The 17,502-nt window shown below is 61.2% G+C and carries 15 protein-coding genes; 11 read left to right on the top strand and 4 right to left on the bottom strand.

The features are described 5' to 3' along the window. Window positions 1-552: 552 nt before the first annotated feature. Entirely contained in the window at window positions 553-1,473 is a 921-nt protein-coding gene (locus AC07VF_RS25755; protein ID WP_192173225.1) for a LysR family transcriptional regulator, read from the bottom strand. Between the two features lie 166 nt (window positions 1,474-1,639). Between AC07VF_RS25755 and trhA the strand changes: the two genes are divergently transcribed. From trhA to hydA, 8 genes are all read left to right on the top strand, one after another. After that, a complete protein-coding gene (trhA, locus tag AC07VF_RS25760; RefSeq protein WP_495010107.1) occupies window positions 1,640-2,257 on the top strand; it encodes a PAQR family membrane homeostasis protein TrhA in 618 nt (205 codons plus the stop codon). A 377-nt stretch (window positions 2,258-2,634) separates the two neighbouring features. Further along, a complete protein-coding gene (locus tag AC07VF_RS25765; RefSeq protein ID WP_495010106.1) occupies window positions 2,635-3,411 on the top strand; it encodes a transporter substrate-binding domain-containing protein in 777 nt (258 codons plus the stop codon). 52 nt (window positions 3,412-3,463) lie between these two features. Continuing rightward, window positions 3,464-4,141, top strand: a complete 678-nt coding sequence (locus tag AC07VF_RS25770; RefSeq protein WP_191944630.1) for an amino acid ABC transporter permease — start codon at window positions 3,464-3,466, stop codon at window positions 4,139-4,141. Next, entirely contained in the window at window positions 4,138-4,872 is a 735-nt protein-coding gene (locus tag AC07VF_RS25775) for an amino acid ABC transporter ATP-binding protein (protein ID WP_037018914.1), read from the top strand. The genes AC07VF_RS25770 and AC07VF_RS25775 overlap by 4 nt, the downstream gene beginning before the upstream one ends. Window positions 4,873-4,893: 21 nt before the next feature. Further along, window positions 4,894-6,141, top strand: a complete 1,248-nt coding sequence (locus AC07VF_RS25780; RefSeq protein ID WP_495010105.1) for a cysteine desulfurase-like protein — start codon at window positions 4,894-4,896, stop codon at window positions 6,139-6,141. 18 nt (window positions 6,142-6,159) lie between these two features. Continuing rightward, window positions 6,160-7,032, top strand: a complete 873-nt coding sequence (locus AC07VF_RS25785) for a MurR/RpiR family transcriptional regulator (RefSeq protein WP_495010104.1) — start codon at window positions 6,160-6,162, stop codon at window positions 7,030-7,032. A gap of 52 nt (window positions 7,033-7,084) precedes the next feature. Further along, on the top strand, window positions 7,085-7,981 hold the full coding sequence (locus AC07VF_RS25790) for an allantoinase PuuE (protein WP_065991211.1): 897 nt from the start codon (window positions 7,085-7,087) through the stop codon (window positions 7,979-7,981). Between the two features lie 13 nt (window positions 7,982-7,994). Beyond that, window positions 7,995-9,431 (top strand): dihydropyrimidinase, encoded by a 1,437-nt coding sequence (gene hydA, locus AC07VF_RS25795; protein ID WP_495010103.1) that lies wholly within the window; start codon window positions 7,995-7,997, stop codon window positions 9,429-9,431. Window positions 9,432-9,651: 220 nt separating this feature from the next. On the opposite strand, the gene AC07VF_RS25800 is transcribed toward hydA, so the two are convergent. Then, on the bottom strand, window positions 9,652-10,371 hold the full coding sequence (locus AC07VF_RS25800; RefSeq protein WP_495010102.1) for a 16S rRNA (uracil(1498)-N(3))-methyltransferase: 720 nt from the start codon (window positions 10,369-10,371) through the stop codon (window positions 9,652-9,654). A 59-nt stretch (window positions 10,372-10,430) separates the two neighbouring features. Continuing rightward, window positions 10,431-11,837 carry an adenosylmethionine--8-amino-7-oxononanoate transaminase gene (locus AC07VF_RS25805; protein ID WP_346630939.1) on the bottom strand — a complete coding sequence of 469 codons (1,407 nt, stop codon included), beginning with the start codon at window positions 11,835-11,837 and terminating at the stop codon, window positions 10,431-10,433. A gap of 234 nt (window positions 11,838-12,071) precedes the next feature. Here AC07VF_RS25805 and AC07VF_RS25810 point away from each other — a divergent pair, with 234 nt between their 5' ends. From AC07VF_RS25810 to AC07VF_RS25820, 3 genes are all read left to right on the top strand, one after another. Then, window positions 12,072-13,874 carry a flavin monoamine oxidase family protein gene (locus AC07VF_RS25810; protein WP_495010101.1) on the top strand — a complete coding sequence of 601 codons (1,803 nt, stop codon included), beginning with the start codon at window positions 12,072-12,074 and terminating at the stop codon, window positions 13,872-13,874. A 205-nt stretch (window positions 13,875-14,079) separates the two neighbouring features. Further along, window positions 14,080-14,631, top strand: coding sequence for a cytochrome b (locus AC07VF_RS25815; RefSeq protein WP_065991217.1), 552 nt, complete (start codon window positions 14,080-14,082; stop codon window positions 14,629-14,631). A 31-nt stretch (window positions 14,632-14,662) separates the two neighbouring features. Further along, window positions 14,663-15,259, top strand: a complete 597-nt coding sequence (locus tag AC07VF_RS25820) for a YceI family protein (protein WP_495010100.1) — start codon at window positions 14,663-14,665, stop codon at window positions 15,257-15,259. A gap of 133 nt (window positions 15,260-15,392) precedes the next feature. On the opposite strand, the gene rhlE2 is transcribed toward AC07VF_RS25820, so the two are convergent. Beyond that, entirely contained in the window at window positions 15,393-17,312 is a 1,920-nt protein-coding gene (gene rhlE2 / locus AC07VF_RS25825; protein ID WP_495010099.1) for an RNA helicase RhlE2, read from the bottom strand. Window positions 17,313-17,502: the final 190 nt, after the last annotated feature.

The following is a 17,502-nucleotide window of genomic DNA, read 5'->3' on the forward strand; positions in this document are numbered from 1 at the left end:
GGCTGAAATGCCGTCTTCGTGAGCAAGCTCACTCCCACAGGGGATGTGTTTGATGCAAGAAAGCGCGGTGTCAGAAGGTGCCGCAGATGTATCTACTGACAGGTAACTTGCGGGAGCGAGCTTGCTCGCGAATGGGCAGGTGCATCCGCTATAAATTCAGCGGCTGAAATGCCGTCTTCGTGAGCAAGCTCACTCCCACAGGGGATGTGTTTGATGCAAGAAAGCGCGGTGTCAGAAGACGCCGCAGATGTATCTACTGACAGGTAATTTGTGGGAGCGAGCTTGCTCGCGAAGGGGCCGGTACATCCACCGAACTTTCAGCGGCTGAAATGCCGTCTTCGTGAGCAAGCTCACTCCCACAGGGGATGTATCTGATGCAAGAAAATGCGGTGTCAGAGAACGCCGCAAATGTATCTGCCGACAGGTAATTTGTGGGAGCGACCGGGGTGGCGATCCACCTTGCTCGCGAAGGGGCCGGTACATCCACCAAACTTTCAGCGACTGAAATGCCATCTTCGTGAGCAAGCTCTCTTCCACACGGGGGAGTCAGACTCAGCCTTGTGCCAGCCGATTCGAGTACATCCGGCATTCCGCAAGCAACGCCAAGAGGTTCGGGTCACGCTCCCGGGCTTTGAGGAACACCAGTCCGATGTGCTGCTGCATGCGGTATCGCGCTTGCAGCGGCACCAGGCGGACGCGGTTTTCGTAGACTGCGGCGATTCGCCCGGGCAACAGCGCGTAGCCCACTCCCGAGCTGACCATGCTCAGCAGCGTGAAGATGTCGTTCACTTGCATGGCGATCTTCGGCTCGAACCCTGCCTGCTCGAACACCCGCGCGCCATCGCGGTGGGTGGCGAAGCCTTGGGTCAGGGTAATGAAGGTCATTTCCCGCAGGTCGCTCAGGTCCACCTCGCTCTGTAGCGCAAAGGGTGAATCAGCCGGCGTGGCGAGAAAAATATCGTCGGAAAACAGCGGCAGTTGCTCGCAATCCGGATCACTCACGGATTCGTTCAGCGACACCAAAATCGCATCCACTTCCATGTTTTTCAGCTTGTAGAAGAGATCGATATTGGAGCCCAGGATCAGGTCGATGTTGAGTTCGCTGCGGCGGATCTTCAGGCCCATGATCAGCTGCGGCACGGTTTTAACCGTGAGTGAATACAGCGCCCCCAGTTTGAACCGCGCCGCCGAAAACCCCGCCGCCTGCCGCGTCTGTTCGATGGTGCTGAGCACGTCCTGCACCAGCTTCTGTGCGCGCTCCTCCAGCACATAAGCGCCTTCGAGGGGCGTTAGGTTGCGACCCTCGTGCTTGAACAGCGGACACCGCAACGCGCTTTCCAGCGAGTGAATCGCCCGGTGCACGCTGACCGTGCTCGTCTGCAGCTCCGCCGCCGCGCGCGCGAGATTCCCGGTGCGCATGAACGCCAGAAAGATTTCCAGCTTCTTGAGGGTGAGCTCTTCGTCGATCTGCATCGTGTGGATCCGCGCCGGATTCTTGTTTTGAGAGCGCCCGATTGTGCCGAAGAGATCGGCGGCTGACTGCATTAAATTCTCGATAACACCACACTAGACGTTGTCATCGCGGTTCAGAAGCAGGACGCTTGGCGCGTGTCATGCAATTGAGAGAGGTAGTTTGCGGATGTACTACGGAGAAAAATTCAACGCCTGGACCCATTTGGTCGGCGCGATCCTGGCAACGGTTGGCGCCGTCTGGATGCTGGTTGTCGCCACGATGACAGGGGATATCTGGAAGATCATCAGCGTCGCGGTCTACGGCGTGGCGCTGGTGATGCTGTACAGCGCGTCGACGGTGTACCACAGCGTTCGCGGCCGGGCGAAAGTGATCATGCAAAAGGTTGATCACTTTTCGATCTATCTGCTCATCGCGGGCAGCTATACGCCGTTTTGTCTGGTGACGCTGCACGGGACGTGGGGCTGGACGTTGTTCGGTATCGTCTGGGCGCTGGCGATCATCGGCATCCTCCAGGAAATCAAACCCCGCTCCGAAGCGCGGGTGATGTCCATCGTCATTTACGCGGTCATGGGCTGGATCGTGCTGGTCGCGGTCAATCCGCTGATCGCCGCGCTGGGCATGGCCGGATTCATCTGGCTGGCGCTGGGTGGCGTGTTCTACACCGTGGGGATCATTTTTTTCGCGTTCGACACCAAGGTCCGACACTTTCATGGGGTCTGGCACCTGTTTGTCATCGCCGGCAGCCTGCTGCACTTTGTTGCGATTTCGCGTTACGTGCTTTAGGCGTATGGGGCAAGACTGGCGCTCCCGCTTGCTCGCGAAGATGACGATTCATCTGCTGGATTTTCAGCGGCTGGGATGATGTCCTCGTGAGCAAGCTCACTCCCACAACAGGCGATATCCGACGCACCGCGAGCAATCCATGCGCCGCTTCGGTGCATATCATCTTTCACATCACTGATCATTTTCTGTACACCCCACAGCCTTGCGCGCTTTCCGCTCTGCACCAATGCGGATAACTTTCGCACCCCATTGAAGCATTTAATCCATTTATTTTATTTGTTGAATTATTTGATTCGTAATCCTAGTCTGATCCTCGAAACGCCCCCTCTGTGGTAAGGCGGCCTTCTTGAACTGACTGATCAATCGGGGAGCAAGACATGAATGTGAAATTACTCTTGAGCATGGCCGTGGCAACCGCCTTTTCCGCATCCACCTGGGCCGCTGACTGGACCGTCGGCGCCAACGTGGGCAACGTACCGTGGGAGTTTCAGGACGCCAAAGGCGAGATCGTCGGCTTTGAAGTCGACGTCGTGAAAGAAGTCGCCAAACGCGCCGGCAAGACCGTGGAATTCGTCAACATCCCGTTCAACGGCCTGTTCAGCGCCGTGCAATCCAAAAGGGCTGACATCGCCATTTCATCGATCACCATCACCCCCAAGTGCCTTGAATCCGTTGGCTTTGCCCAGCCGTATTACGACAGCGACCAATCCCTGTCGGTGCTCGCCAAATCCGGCATCAACGGCCTGAAGGACATGGACGGCAAGGTGGTCGGCGTCGACACCGGTTCCACCGGCGACATGTGGGTCAACGCCCATCAGGCCGAGTACAAGTTCAAGGAAGTCTCACGCTACGAAGGGCTGTCGCCTGCGATGCTCGATCTCGCGTCCGGCCGCATGGACGGCTACATCAGCGATATCCCGGCGGTCCTGTACTACATCAAGGACAAGCCGCAATACAAAGTCGTCGCGAAAATTCCTACCGGTGAGAAGTACTCGTTGATGCACGCCAAGGGCTGGGCATCGGCCGGTCAGGTCAACGACATCATCACCACGATGAAGAAAGAAGGCGTGATCGCCGACCTGCACAAGAAGTGGTTCGGTGCCGACGCTGATCCGGAGTCCAGCACCGTCAAAGTGGTCGATGTGCTCAAGTAACCCCTGACCGCTCACGCCCGCGCCCGTCACTGCTCGCCATCAAGGAATCGCAATGGAGTTGTTAGAAACGTTCTTCAACTGGAGCGTGTTCGTCGATGCGCTGCCATTGATGCTCCGCGGCCTGGGCGTGACGGTGATGCTCGGTGTGGTCAGCATCATTCTCGGCCTGGTGGGCGGGCTGGTGCTGGCAATGCTGCGGCTGTACGGGTACGCCCCGGTGCGGTTTCTGGCGCGGGTGTACATCGACGTGCTGCGCTCGATTCCATTGCTGGTGCTGTTGGTGCTGATCTATTACGCGCTGCCGTTCGTGGGCATTCGCCTGTCGTCGTTCGCGGCGGCCACGGCGGCGCTGTCGCTGGTGTCTTGCGCGTATTCGGCGGAGATCTTTCGCTCCGGCATCGAAGCCATTCCCCGCGGGCAATTCGAAGCCTCTGCGTCTCAGGGCATGAGCTTTTTCAACACCATGCGCGACATCATCCTGCCCCAGGCCATGCGCATCGTCATGCCGCCGATGACCAGCAACTGTATAAACGTCATGAAAGACACCGCGCTGGCGTCCGTCGTGGCGATGCCTGATTTGCTCAAACAAGCCACTCAGGCCCAGGCGCTGGCGGCCAATCCAACACCGCTGGTGGGCGCGGCGGTCATGTACCTGTTGCTGCTTCTGCCGTTGGTGCAATTGGTGAGCTGGATCGAGCGACGTAACGGCGCCGGGAGGAAAAGCGCATGAGCACCGTCATCGAAATGGAAGGCGTGGCCAAATTCTACGGGCCATTCCAGGCCCTGACCGACATCAACCTGACCGTCGATCAAGGCGAAGTGGTGGTCATCCTCGGGCCGTCGGGCTCCGGGAAATCGACACTGATCCGCTGCATCAACCTGTTGGAGGAGTATCAGCAGGGCGATATCCGCGTCGGCAGTCAACGCGTTGAAACCGGTCCGAAACTGGCGGGTATTCGTTGCGAAGTCGGCATGGTCTTCCAGAATTTCAATTTGTACCCGCACCTCACCGTGCTCGCCAATGTGGCGCTGGCGCCGGTGCGGGTGCGCGGCATGTCTCGCCGTGACGCCAACGAACGCGCGCGCCTGCTGCTGGAGAAAGTCGGCATGGGCGCCCACGCGGCGAAATACCCGAGCCAGTTGTCCGGCGGCCAGCAGCAACGCGTGGCCATCGCCCGAACCATGGCGATGGAGCCACGGGTGATTCTGTTCGACGAGCCCACTTCGGCACTCGACCCGGAGATGGTCGGCGAAGTGCTTGACGTCATGCAGAACCTCGCCCGCTCCGGCGTGACCATGGTCGTCGTGACCCACGAGATGGGCTTCGCGCGCAAGGTCGCCGACCGGGTGATCTTCATGGAAAACGGCCGAATCATCGAACAGAACAACCCGCACGATTTCTTCACGGCCCCGCAAGAGCCGAGAACCCGCGCGTTTTTGCAGGCCATCCTGCATCACTGATCAGACTCTGGAGCTCATCCCTTGAATGCCTTGGACATCGATTACGTACGCAGCCAGTTTCCCGCCCTCGCCAGCGGATACGCCTACCTGGACAACGCCGGCGGTTCGGCCGTGCTCAAGCCGGTCGCCGAGCGCATCACCGATTACTTGCTCAACAGCGCCGTGCAACTGGGCGCGTCCTACAGTGAGTCGGTGGACGCTGGCGCGCGGGTCATGCAGGCGCGGGAATCGGTCGCGCAACTGATCAACGCGCGCTACCCGGAAGAGTGCGTGATGGGCGGCTCGACCACCCATCTGCTGCAAATCCTCTGCCGCGCCATCGCGCCGTCGATCCAGGCCGGGGACGAAATCATCGTCACCAACTGCGACCACGAGGCCAACATCGGACCGTGGGTGCGGCTGTGCGAAGAGCGCGGCGCTACGTTGCGCGTCTGGGCGGTGAACGCCGAAAGCATGGACTTGGAGCTTGGCGATCTGGACGCGCTGCTCAGCGACAAGACCCGCTACCTGGCCATGACCCATGCGTCGAACATCCTCGGCAGCGTCAACCCGGTCGCCGAGGTTGCGCGCCGTGTGCACGCGGTGGGTGGCAAGTTGTGCGTCGATGCCGTGGCTTACGCGCCCCATCGGCTGGTCGATGTGCAAGCCAGCGGCGCCGATTATTACGTGTTTAGTTTCTACAAGACCTTCGGCCCGCACTTCGCCGTGCTGTGGGGCAAGCGCGAGGCCTTGCTGGAGCTGCCGAGCCTGAACCACTTTTTCATCGGTCAGGAAGTCATTCCCTACAAGCTGCAGCCCGGCAACTTGAACTACGAGCTGTCCTACGGCTGCATCGGCATCAGCGATTACCTGATCGACATCGGCCGACGCCTCGGCGCCAGCGGCAGCGAACGTCAATTGATGCAGGCCGCCTTCGATGCCTTTGAAGTGCAGGAAGACCTGCTGGCCGAGACACTGCTGGCGTTTCTGCGGGAGACACCGGGTGTACGAATTATCGGAAAATCCCGTGTGACCGACGGCGATCGCGTGCCGACCATCAGCTTCGTGGTGGAGGGCGTTCAGTCGGAAGCCATCGTGCGCCGCGTGGATAATCACCGCATGGGCATCCGCTTTGGTGACTTCTATGCGCGCCGCCTGATCGAACAGTTGGGCCTGACCCCTTACGGCGGCGTGGTCCGTGTGTCGATTGCGCACTACAACAGCCTCGATGAGTTGAATCGTCTGGTTGAGCACTTGGCCCAAGCGATCACAGAACTGCGTCCCTCCTGACTTTTATCGAGCCTTTTTATGCCTGTATCCCAAACCCTGGCCGAGCTGCGCGCCGCCATCGTCGAACATCAGGAACGCCTGACCGCGCGGCAGCGTGATGCGGCGCATTACCTGAACGAGCATCCCCACGACGTGGCGCTGAACACGGTCGCGGCGCTGGCGAAAATCTCCGGCATCCCGTCGTCGGCGTTCATTCGGCTGGCCCAGGCGCTGGGGTTTGGCGGGTTCAGCGATCTGCAGCGCTTGTTCAAGCAGCCGTTGCAGCAGGCCGGGCAGGGCAGTTTCAAAGAGCGCATCCGGCACTATCGCGGCGAGCAATTGCTCGACGATCCCACCGATGTGGGCGCCATGCTCTCGGCGTTCAGCCGCGCGAATATCGTCTCGCTGGAGCACTTGGCCGAAGGCGAGCAAGTCGAGGCCATCGAGCGCGCCATCGAGCTGTTGGAACAGGCGCGCACCACCTTCGTGGTCGGCATGCGCCGTTCGTTTCCAATGGCGTCCTACCTGAGTTATGCACTCAGCCGTGTCGGTCGTCGTGCCGTACACATCAGCGGTCTGGGCGGCAGTTTGCGCGAGCAGGTCGGCGCGCTGCACGGCGATGACGTGCTGGTGGCGGTGAGTTTTCCGCCGTACGCGCAGGAAACCATCGACGCCTGCGAGCAAGCCGTCGCGGCGGGGACACCCATCGTGGCGATCACTGACAGCATTCTCAGCCCCATCGGACAAACCGCGTCGGTGATGATCGAGGTCAACGACGCCGAGCTGCTGGGCTTTCGCTCGCTCACCGCCGCCTTCTGCATCGCGCAGACCCTGGCCATGGGCCTGGCCTTTCGCACCGGTCAGAACCTTGATGGTCCCGACCACGATGCACTGAAAACCATCGACTGCTGAGCCATGGCTTGGCGGTCTGCCGACTGTTCGAACGTTGCAGGAGTAGGCTTTTATGGCATCACCCATTCGAGATCTGGTCGGCTACGGCCGGCAGCGCCCCCAGGGCACCTGGCCCAACGGTGCGCGGCTGGCCGTCAACTTTGTCATCAATTACGAAGAAGGCTCGGAGCGTTCCCTGGCCATGGGCGATCCTGACCAGGAGAGCATGACCGAATGGGGCAGCTATCAGTTTCCCGACGGCGTACGCAATCTGGCGATGGAATCGATGTACGAGTACGGCGCCCGCGTCGGCATCTGGCGCATCCTCGACATCCTGCAACAGGCCAACGTCCCGGCGACCTTTCATGCCTGCGCAGTGGCCTTCGAGCAGAACCCGGATGTCGCCAAAGCGGCGGTCGAGCTGGGCCATGAAATCTGCAGCCACGGCTATCGCTGGGAAGAAGTGTTCCGCCTGACCGAAGCCGAGGAGCGCGAGCACATTCGTCTGGCGATCGAGTCGTTCGAGCGCACGTGTGGCAAGCGTCCGGTGGGCTGGTATTGCCGCTATGGCGCCAGCGTTCATACGCGGCGGCTGGTGGCAGAAGAGGGCGGTTTTCTCTATGACTCGGACGCCTACAACGATGACGTGCCGTATTTCGTCGACGTCGAGGGCAAGCAGCATCTGGTGGTGCCGTACACCAGCGACGTCAACGACTTCCGTTACTGGAACTCCCCGGGCTTGTCCCAGGCGTCCGATTTCCTCGAGTACATGAAGGAAAGCTTCGATGTGCTGTACGAAGAATCCGCCGACGGCTTGCGAATGATGTCCATCGGGCTGCACCCACGCATGGTCGGACGTCCAGGCCGGGTCCGCGCGATCAAGCATTTCATCGAGTACGCCCAGGCCCGCGAAGGCGTCTGGTTCACCACCCGCGAAGAGATCGCCAAGGCCTGGCTGACCCGCGCCTGACGGAGTGAACGACATGCAGGTTTTTGATCTGATCATCCGCAACGCCAATGTGGTGACGGCGGCGGACGGTTTCCTGTGCGACATCGGCGTGCGCGACGGCCGAATTGTCGCGCTGGGCCTGGGCCTGCAAGGTACCGCAGAGGAAGTCGATGCGCGGGGGCGAACTGTGACGCCGGGCGGGATCGACAGCCATGTGCATCTGGATCAGCCGACCGGCGACGGTTCGGTCATGGCCGATGATTTCGAAAGCGGCACCCGTTCAGCCGCGTGTGGCGGGACGACAACGGTGATTCCCTTTGCCTGCCAGCAGAAGGGACAAACCCTGCGGGCGGCGGTGGAGGACTACCATCGGCGCGCGGACGGTCGGGCGCTGATCGACTATGCGTTTCACCTCATCGTCACCGACCCCACCGACGACGTGTTGCGCCACGAGCTGCCCGAGCTGATTGCCGAGGGCTACACCTCGTTCAAGATCTACATGACCTACGACGCCCTGAAACTCAACGACCGCGAGATTCTGGAAACCCTGTCGGTGGCGCGGGCCGAAGGCGCGATGATGATGCTGCACGCCGAAAACAGCGACTGCATCGCCTGGCTGACCGAGCGCCTGCTCGCCGCCGGCCACAGCGCGCCGCGTTATCACGCCACGTCGCGGCCAATGCTGGTGGAGCGCGAGGCCACGCACCGGGCCATTGCGCTGGCCGAGTTGGTGGATGTGCCGATTCTCATCGTCCATGTTTCGGGGCGCGAGGCCATTGAACAGATTCGCTGGGCGCAGAGCCACGGCTTGAAGGTCTACGGCGAGACCTGTCCGCAGTATCTGTTTCTCACCGCAGATTCACTGGGCTGCGATGACAGCTTTGAAGGCGCCAAATGCATCTGCAGCCCGCCGCCGAGAGACGCCGGCAATCAGCAAGTGGTCTGGGACGGCCTGCAGAATGGCTCGTTTGAAGTGTTCTCGTCGGATCACGCGCCGTTTCGCTACGGCGGCCCGGACGGCAAGCGAGCCCACGGCGAGACGGCGCCGTTTTCCGAAGTGGCCAATGGCATTCCGGGCGTCGAGACGCGCATGGCGCTGCTTTGGTCGGAAGGCGTACGCAAGGGGCGAATCACGCCGCAGGCATTTGTCGCGCTGACGGCGACTAACGCGGCGCGGTTGTACGGTCTGTATCCGCGCAAGGGCAGCATCGCCATTGGGTCGGACGCGGATCTGGTGATTTGGGATGAGGACCTGGACATCGAGCTGACCAACGAAATGCTGCACCACAACGTCGATTACACCCCGTACGAGGGTATGCGCTTGAGTGCATGGCCGGCGATGACCTTCGCCCGAGGTGAACGGGTGTGGGATGGCAGCCCGTTGGGTAAACCGGGGCGCGGAGAGTTTCTGCCCTGCGCCCGCCCGGAACCTGCGAAAGCCCGGCGTCGAGAGTCGGAGTTACCGGAGTGATGACGGTGATACGCGTCGTGCATCAGATACCCCGCAATATGAGCTGATTCACCCCATTCCTGTGGGAGCCGAGCTTGCTCGCGAACAGGCACTCACATCCGCTAAATCTTTGGCGGATGTACGCGACCCCTGTAGGACCGGCTTCAGCCGGGAAGAGGCCCGTGTGTGCGCCAAAAATCCTGCGCCGTGAGACCTGACGCTTTCCCGGCTGAAGCCGGTCCTACAAATCACCCCACAACTGCTGTGCGATGCTCAGCGCAACCACTGGCGCCGTTTCGGTGCGCAGCACGCGTGGGCCGAGGCGGGCGGCGTGGAAACCGGCGTCCTGCGCCTGGGCCACTTCGGCGTCGCTCAGCCCGCCTTCAGGGCCGATCAAAAATGCCAGACTGCCGGGCTTTTCATGACTGTTCAGCGGCTCGGCCACGGGGTGCAGCACCAGTTTCAAGTCCGCTTCAGTCTGCTTGAGCCAGTCGGTCAGGGTCACAGGTGCATGAATCACCGGCACCACCGAGCGCCCGCACTGTTCGCAGGCGCTGATCGCGATCTGCTGCCAGTGCGCCTGACGCTTTTCCGCACGCTCGTCCTTCAAACGCACTTCGCAGCGCTCGCTGATGATCGGGGTAATCTGCGTCACGCCCAGCTCGGTGGCTTTCTGAATCGCCCAGTCCATCCGCTCACCCCGGGAGAGACCCTGGCCGAGATGGATGTGCAACGGCGACTCCGGCTGACCGGCGAAGCTTTCAGTCACCTGCACCCGCACCTGCTTTTTGCCGACTTCCGCCAGCGTGGCGCGAAACTCATTGCCCGAGCCATCGAACAGCTGCACCGCGTCACCTTCGGACATGCGCAACACGCGGCTGATGTAATGGGCCTGGGCCTCTGGCAGTTCGTGCTCACCGACGCTGAGGGTGGCATCGACGAAAAAGCGGGACAGTCTCATGGTTGTGTCTCTAAAGATTGTGTTGAATGCAGCACCTGGAAAATGGGTGTAACGGCCTGCTAGCCCGGATCACGAAAGTCCGGATGGAAGTTTTCCCTCACCGCCACACTCACGCTGCTGCGCGTCGCGATGTCGATCCCCTCGGTCGCCACGTCCGCCAGGAAGTCGATCTGCTCTGGCGTAATCACGTAGGGCGGCAGGAAGTACACCACGCTGCCCAGCGGACGCAGCAGCGCGCCTCGGGTCAGCGCGTGCTCGAACACCTTCAGCCCGCGCCGCTCCTGCCACGGATACGGCGTTTTGCTGGCCTTGTCCTGCACCATCTCGATGGCAATCGCCATCCCGGTCTGCCGCACTTCGGCGACATTCGGGTGATCGACCAGATGCGCCGTCGCGGTCTTCATCCGCTGGGCCAGCGCCTTGTTGTTTTCGATGACGTTGTCCTGCTCGAAAATATCCAGCGTCGCCAACGCCGCCGCGCAGGCCAACGGGTTGCCGGTGTAACTGTGGGAGTGCAGGAAAGCGCGCAGGGTCGGGTAGTCGTCGTAAAACGCGTCGTACACATCATCGGTGGTGATGCAGGCCGCCAGCGGCAGGTAACCGCCGGTCAGTGCTTTGGACAGGCACAGGAAGTCCGGACGGATGCCGGCCTGCTCGCAGGCAAACATGGTCCCGGTGCGACCGAAGCCCACCGCGATCTCGTCATGAATCAGGTGCACGCCATACCGGTCGCAGGCCTCGCGCAGCAGCTTGAGGTAAATCGGGTCGTACATGCGCATGCCGCCGGCGCCCTGAATCAGCGGCTCGATGATCACCGCCGCAACGCTGTCGTGATGCTCGGCCAGGGTCTGCTCCATCACCGCGAACATCGTGCGGGTATGGTCTTCCCAGCTCACGCCTTCAGGCCGGTGGTAGCAGTCCGGGCTCGGCACCTTGATGGTGTCCATCAGCAGCGCTTTGTAGGTCTCGGTGAACAGCGGCACGTCACCGACCGCCATCGCCGCCATGGTTTCGCCGTGGTAGCTGTTGGTCAGGGTGACGAAGCGTTTCTTGTCCGGCTTGCCGCGATTGAGCCAGTAATGAAAGCTCATCTTCAGCGCGACTTCGATGCAGGACGAACCGTTGTCGGCGTAGAAGCAGCGCGTCAGGCCTTCAGGCGTCATCGCCACCAGACGCTCGGACAGCTCGATGACCGGCTGATGGCTGAAACCCGCCAGGATCACGTGCTCCAGCTGATCGACCTGATCCTTGATGCGCTGATTGATGCGCGGGTTGGCGTGGCCGAATACGTTGACCCACCACGAACTGACTGCGTCGAGGTAGCGCTTGCCTTCGAAGTCCTCCAGCCAGACCCCTTCGCCACGCTTGATCGGAATCAGCGGCAGTTTTTCGTGGTCTTTCATCTGGGTGCAGGGGTGCCAAAGGACCTTCAGGTCGCGCTGCATCCACTGGTCGTTAAGGCCCATTGCTCTTCTCCACATAGCGGCTCGCATGGCGCGAGGGCAAACAATCGCGCAAGCCTATGCAATGCATGCCAGCGGGACAACCTTTAGCGCGTTGTTTCAGTGGCCGCGCGCGCGAAAATCAGGCTCGCCGACATTGCTGGCGGGCGTTTCGCGGCTCGCGTATCCTTCGCGCTCTTCGAAAAATCGGACAACAAAATCCGACAATTCCCCCCGTTTTTCTCCGGAGTTCGCTGAATGCTTTCTGGTTGGCTGCGCGCCTGTGCGCTGGTGATGGTTGGGCTGGTCAGCGCTTCAGCGCTTGCCGTGGATAAACCGCATACGGTGATCGTCGTCGGCGGTGGTCTGGCGGGACTCACAACGGCTTACGAGCTGCAGAGCAAAGGCTGGCAAGTCACCTTGCTGGAAGCCAAACCCAACGTCGGCGGCCGCTCCGGTCTGGCCGGCAGCGAATGGATCGGCAACGCCAAGGCTCAGCCGGTCCTGAATCAATACATTGATCGCTTCAAGATCAAGGCGGTGCCTGCGCCGGAATTCGTGCGGACCCCGAGCTACCTGATCGAAGGCGAATACTTTACCGGCGCCGACCTGGCGACCAAACAACCGGCGACCGCTGAAGCCATCAAGCGCTACGAAGCGGCGGTGGATGACCTGGCCCGCTCGATCACCGACCCGGACAACCCGGCTGCCAACAGCACGCTGTTTGCGCTGGACCAGATCACCGTCGCTAACTGGCTGGACCGTCTGAGCCTGCCACCGACCGCGCGCCAGCTGATCAACCAGCAGATTCGTACGCGCTACGACGAGCCTTCGCGTCTGTCGCTGCTGTACCTCGCACAGCAGACGCGGGTCAATCGCAACGTCGACGACCGCGACCGTCGCGCCGCTCGCCTGCCAGGTGGCAGCGCGGTGTTGGCCGAGGAATTCGTCAAACAGCTGAAAGTCATCAAGACCAATTCGCCGGTGTCGGCGATCAATCAGGACAAGGATAGCGTGACCGTCAAGGTCGGTTCGCTGGGCTACGAAGCCGAGTACGTGGTCCTGGCCGTGCCGTTGCGCGCGCTGAGCAAGATTCAGATGACCCCGGCGCTGGACGCCCAGCGTCTGGGCGCGATCAAGAGCACCAACTACGGCTGGCATGACCAGATCATGCTCAAGTTCAAGACCCCGGTCTGGGACAGCAAGGCGCGCATGTCTGGCGAGATCTACAGCAACACCGGGCTGGGCATGTTGTGGGTCGAGCCTGCGTTGAAGGGCGGCGCCAACGTCGTGATCAACCTGTCCGGCGACAACGCTCGCATCATGCAGGCGTTCGGCGACAAGCAGTTGGTGGATCAAGTGCTGATTCGCATGCAGGCGTTCTATCCACAGGCGCGCGGCGCGTTCACCGGTTATGAGCTGCGTCGTTCCAGCATCGACCCGTCCAGCGGCGGCGCGTACCTGGCGTTCGGCCCGGGCCAGATCAGCAAATACTGGCGCTTGTGGGAACGTCCGCTGCAGCGTGTAGCCTTTGCCGGCGAACACACCGACACTTTGTACCCGGGCACCCTGGAAGGCGCATTGCGTTCGGGTCAGCGCGCGGCCGCTCAAGTGCAGGGTCTGTCTGAAGGCAAGTCGTACGAACCAGTCAAAGCACCGCCACCGAAGGCCCCTGAACCGGCCAAGGAAAGCAGCGGCGGCATTGGCGGCTTCTTCTCGAACATGTTCGGCGGTTCCAAGCCTGAGCCGAAACCGGCCGAGAAAGCGCCAGCACCTGCTCCGGCCCCGGCTCCAGCGCCTGCCCCGGTAACGCCGCCGCCAGCTCCAGTGGTTGAACCGGCCAAGACTGCGATCGTAGAGCCTGCGAAAAAGGCCCCGGCCAAGAAAGAACCGGCGAAGAAGGAGCCCGTCAAAAAGGCCCCGGCCAAACCGGCAGCCACCCACAAAGCCCCTGCCAAAACCGACGCTGCGAAAAAAGCGCCGGCCAAGGCCACGGGTGACAAAGCGGCACCGGCCACTCCGGCGGCTCCGGCAGCACCCGCGACCGACAGCAAAAACTGATCGGTAACGGCTGAAAAAAAAGGCGCGGCTTGATACCGCGCCTTTTTTTCGCCTGGATGAACCGTAACGCTGGCTTAATCTCATTCGGACGAAAATATGTCAGGAAATTTCAATCGGATTTCCTGATTCTTCAAAGCAACATTTTGCGCTTTCTTTCGATAGGTAAAGCGCTAGTCTCTCCCTCGGCCCTCACAGGATATTCAGCATGCAGCTACGCAACTCTTCTTCTCGCTATGGCTGGGTCAGCATCGTTTTGCATTGGGGTGTCGCGCTGACGGTGTTTGGCATGTTTGCGCTAGGGTTGTGGATGGTGGGGCTGGGCTATTACGACACGTGGCGCAAGGCCGGCCCGGACCTGCACAAGAGCATCGGCATCACGCTGTTCCTGTTCATGCTGATCCGGGTGATCTGGCGCTTCGTCAGCCCGCCGCCAGCAGCGCCTGCCACACACAGCCGGTTTGTGAAAACCGCTGCGAAACTGGGGCATGCGTTTCTGTACCTGGACCTGTTTTTGGTGATGTTCGCCGGTTACCTGATTTCCACCGCAGACGGTGTCGGGATTCCGGTGTTTGGATTGTTCGAAGTGCCTGCATTGATCAGCGGACTGCCCGACCAGGCAGACGTCGCAGGCACCGTGCACTTGTACCTGGCCTGGACCCTGGTGATTTTCGCTGGACTCCACGGGCTGGCCGCTTTGAAGCATCACTTCGTTGATCGTGATGCCACGCTTGTACGTATGCTTGGCCGCAAGGCCTGATACTCAATTCAACTGAAAAGGAAGAAGACGTATGTTGAAAAAGACACTGGCTGCACTGGCCCTCGGTACTGCGCTGCTGACAGCGGGTCAGGCCATGGCCGCTGATTACACGATCGACAAGGAAGGCCAGCACGCCTTCATCAACTTCAAGATTAGCCACCTGGGCTACAGCTTCATCTATGGCACGTTCAAGGACTGGACCGGCACATTCAGCTTCGACGCCGCCAAGCCTGAAGACAGCAAGATCAGCATCGACCTGAAGACCGCCAGCGTCTTCACCAACCACGCTGAACGTGACAAGCACATCAGCAGCAAGGACTTCCTCGACGTCGCGACCTATCCTGACGCCAAGTTCGTTTCCACCAAGGTCACCAACGTCGGCAAGAATGCTGACGGCAAGACCACTGCTGACGTGATCGGCGACCTGACCCTGCACGGCGTGACCAAGCCGGTCACCATCAAGACCACTTTCCTGGGTGAAGGCAAGGATCCATGGGGCGGCTACCGTGCCGGCTTCGAGGGCACAACCTCGATCAAGCGTTCTGATTTCGGCAAGATGATGGACCTCGGTCCACAGTCCGATACCCTGGACATGATCATCTCGTTCGAAGGCGTCAAAGCCAAGTAAGACGGGTTGTTGTGGTGATAGAGCGCCGACCTTTGGGTCGGCGTTTTTGTGTGTGGCATTGCTTGAATCACGCAAACAAAAACGCCCCGAACCAGTCGGGGCGTTTTATTGGCTGCAGAACAACCGGCGCTGCTTAACCTTCGCGGTTGCGGGTCAGCAGGGCTGGTTTTTCACCGCGAGGGCGGCTTGGCAGCTGATCAAGTTGTTCAGCCGAAGGGAATCGATCGCCCTTTGACTCTTTGTGCATGATCTTCGGTGCTGGCTGGCCGTCGCGAGGCCCGCGAACCGCTGGCTCCTGACGCGCTGGTTGGTCTTCGCGCGACGGACGACGGGCACGCGGCGAGTCTTCACGGCGAGCCTGACCATCACGGCCGGAGCCATTGCGAGGACCACTGCGTTTGGCCGGTGCGCCGGCGCTGTCGGTGCTGGCGGGAGCGCCAGATGCCGAACCGCCGCCTGAACCGCTGCGCGGACCGCTACGGCCTGGCGCCTGACCACGCGGTGCCGGTGCGGCGCCAGTGGCAGGAGCGCCCGGACGACGACCGCGGCTCTGGTTCTTGTTCTGGTACGGGCTGACGTAGTCGGCGCGGTTGCCGAAGTTGTCCACTTCGTCATCCAGGAATTCGTCGGGTGCGCGATTCGCACCTGACGCTGCTGGCTGCGACTGACGTGATTCGCTCGACGCCGTGCCCTGACGCGGCTTTTGCGGGCGCGCCGGACGTGCCGGGCGCTCACCCGAAGCGGCGGCCGCTGCCGGCTTTTCCTTGCCCTTGTCTTTGCCTTTGTCCTTGCGACCGCCACCACCACCGCCGCCGTTCGGACCGTCGCCACGGGGGCCACGGGCATTGCGCGGGTTACGCACGTCCGGACGCTCGCGGACTTCCGGCTTCTCGGCTTCAACGGCCGTGATGTCAAAGCCCATCAGATCGCCATCGGCAATCTTCTGCTTGGTCATGCGCTCGATGCTTTTCAGCAGCTTCTCTTCGTCCGGCGCAACCAGCGAGATCGCCTCGCCGCTACGGCCTGCGCGACCGGTACGACCGATGCGGTGCACGTAGTCTTCGTCGACGTTAGGCAGTTCGAAGTTGACCACGTGGGGCAACTGGTCGATGTCCAGACCACGGGCAGCGATGTCGGTCGCGACCATGATGCGAACGGTGCCAGCCTTGAAGTCGGCCAGCGCTTTGGTGCGCGCGTTCTGGCTCTTGTTGCCGTGGATTGCCACAGCGCTGAGGCCGTGCTTGTCCAGGTACTCGGCCAGACGGTTGGCGCCGTGCTTGGTGCGGGTAAACACCAGCACCTGTTCCCACGCGCCTTGAGTGATCAAGTGCGCCAGCAGCGAGCGTTTGTGGTTGGCCGGCAGACGGAAAACGCGTTGTTCGATGCGCTCGACCGTGGTGTTCGGCGGCGTGACTTCGATGCGTTCCGGGTTGTGCAGCAGTTTGCCGGCCAGCGCGGTGATGTCCTGGGAGAACGTTGCCGAGAACAGCAGGTTCTGACGCTTGGAGGGCAGGCGCGCGAGGACTTTCTTCACGTCGTGAACGAAGCCCATGTCGAGCATGCGGTCGGCTTCGTCCAGCACAAGGATTTCAACGTGGGACAGATCGACGCTGCCCTGACCGGCCAGATCGAGCAAACGACCCGGGCAGGCGACCAGTACGTCAACGCCGCGGGCCATGGCCTGAACCTGCGGGTTCATGCCGACACCGCCGAAGATGCAGGTACTGACGAACTTGAGGTTCTTGGCGTAGATCTTGAAGCTGTCGTGAACTTGAGCGGCCAGTTCACGAGTCGGGGTCAGGACCAGAACACGCGGTTGGCGCGGGCCGTGACGCTGGGATTTGTCCGGATGACCGTTGGGAAACAACCGCTCCAGGATAGGGAGGGCGAAACCACCGGTTTTACCAGTACCTGTCTGGGCGGCGACCATCAGATCGCGGCCTTGCAACACGGCGGGAATGGCCCGCTGTTGCACTGGGGTAGGCTGGGTGTAGCCAGCAGCCTCGATGGCGCTGACTAAAGCCTCGGAGAGACCGAGGGAAGCAAAGGACATGAGTAATCCTGTCTTGAGTTGGGGCCATAGAGGCCCAAATAGGGATGATCTTCCAGGCGCAGACTAAGGTTCTGCACGTAACGTGAATGCGCTCGACCCTGCTGCGGTCATCGCACACTCCTTGGAAGGTGCAATGGCGTCCGGTCCTGTGGAGGTCTGTAAGTTCAACTCGGGGCAGGGGCGCAAAAAG

This window comes from Pseudomonas sp. GW821-FHT02H06, assembly GCF_059421525.1.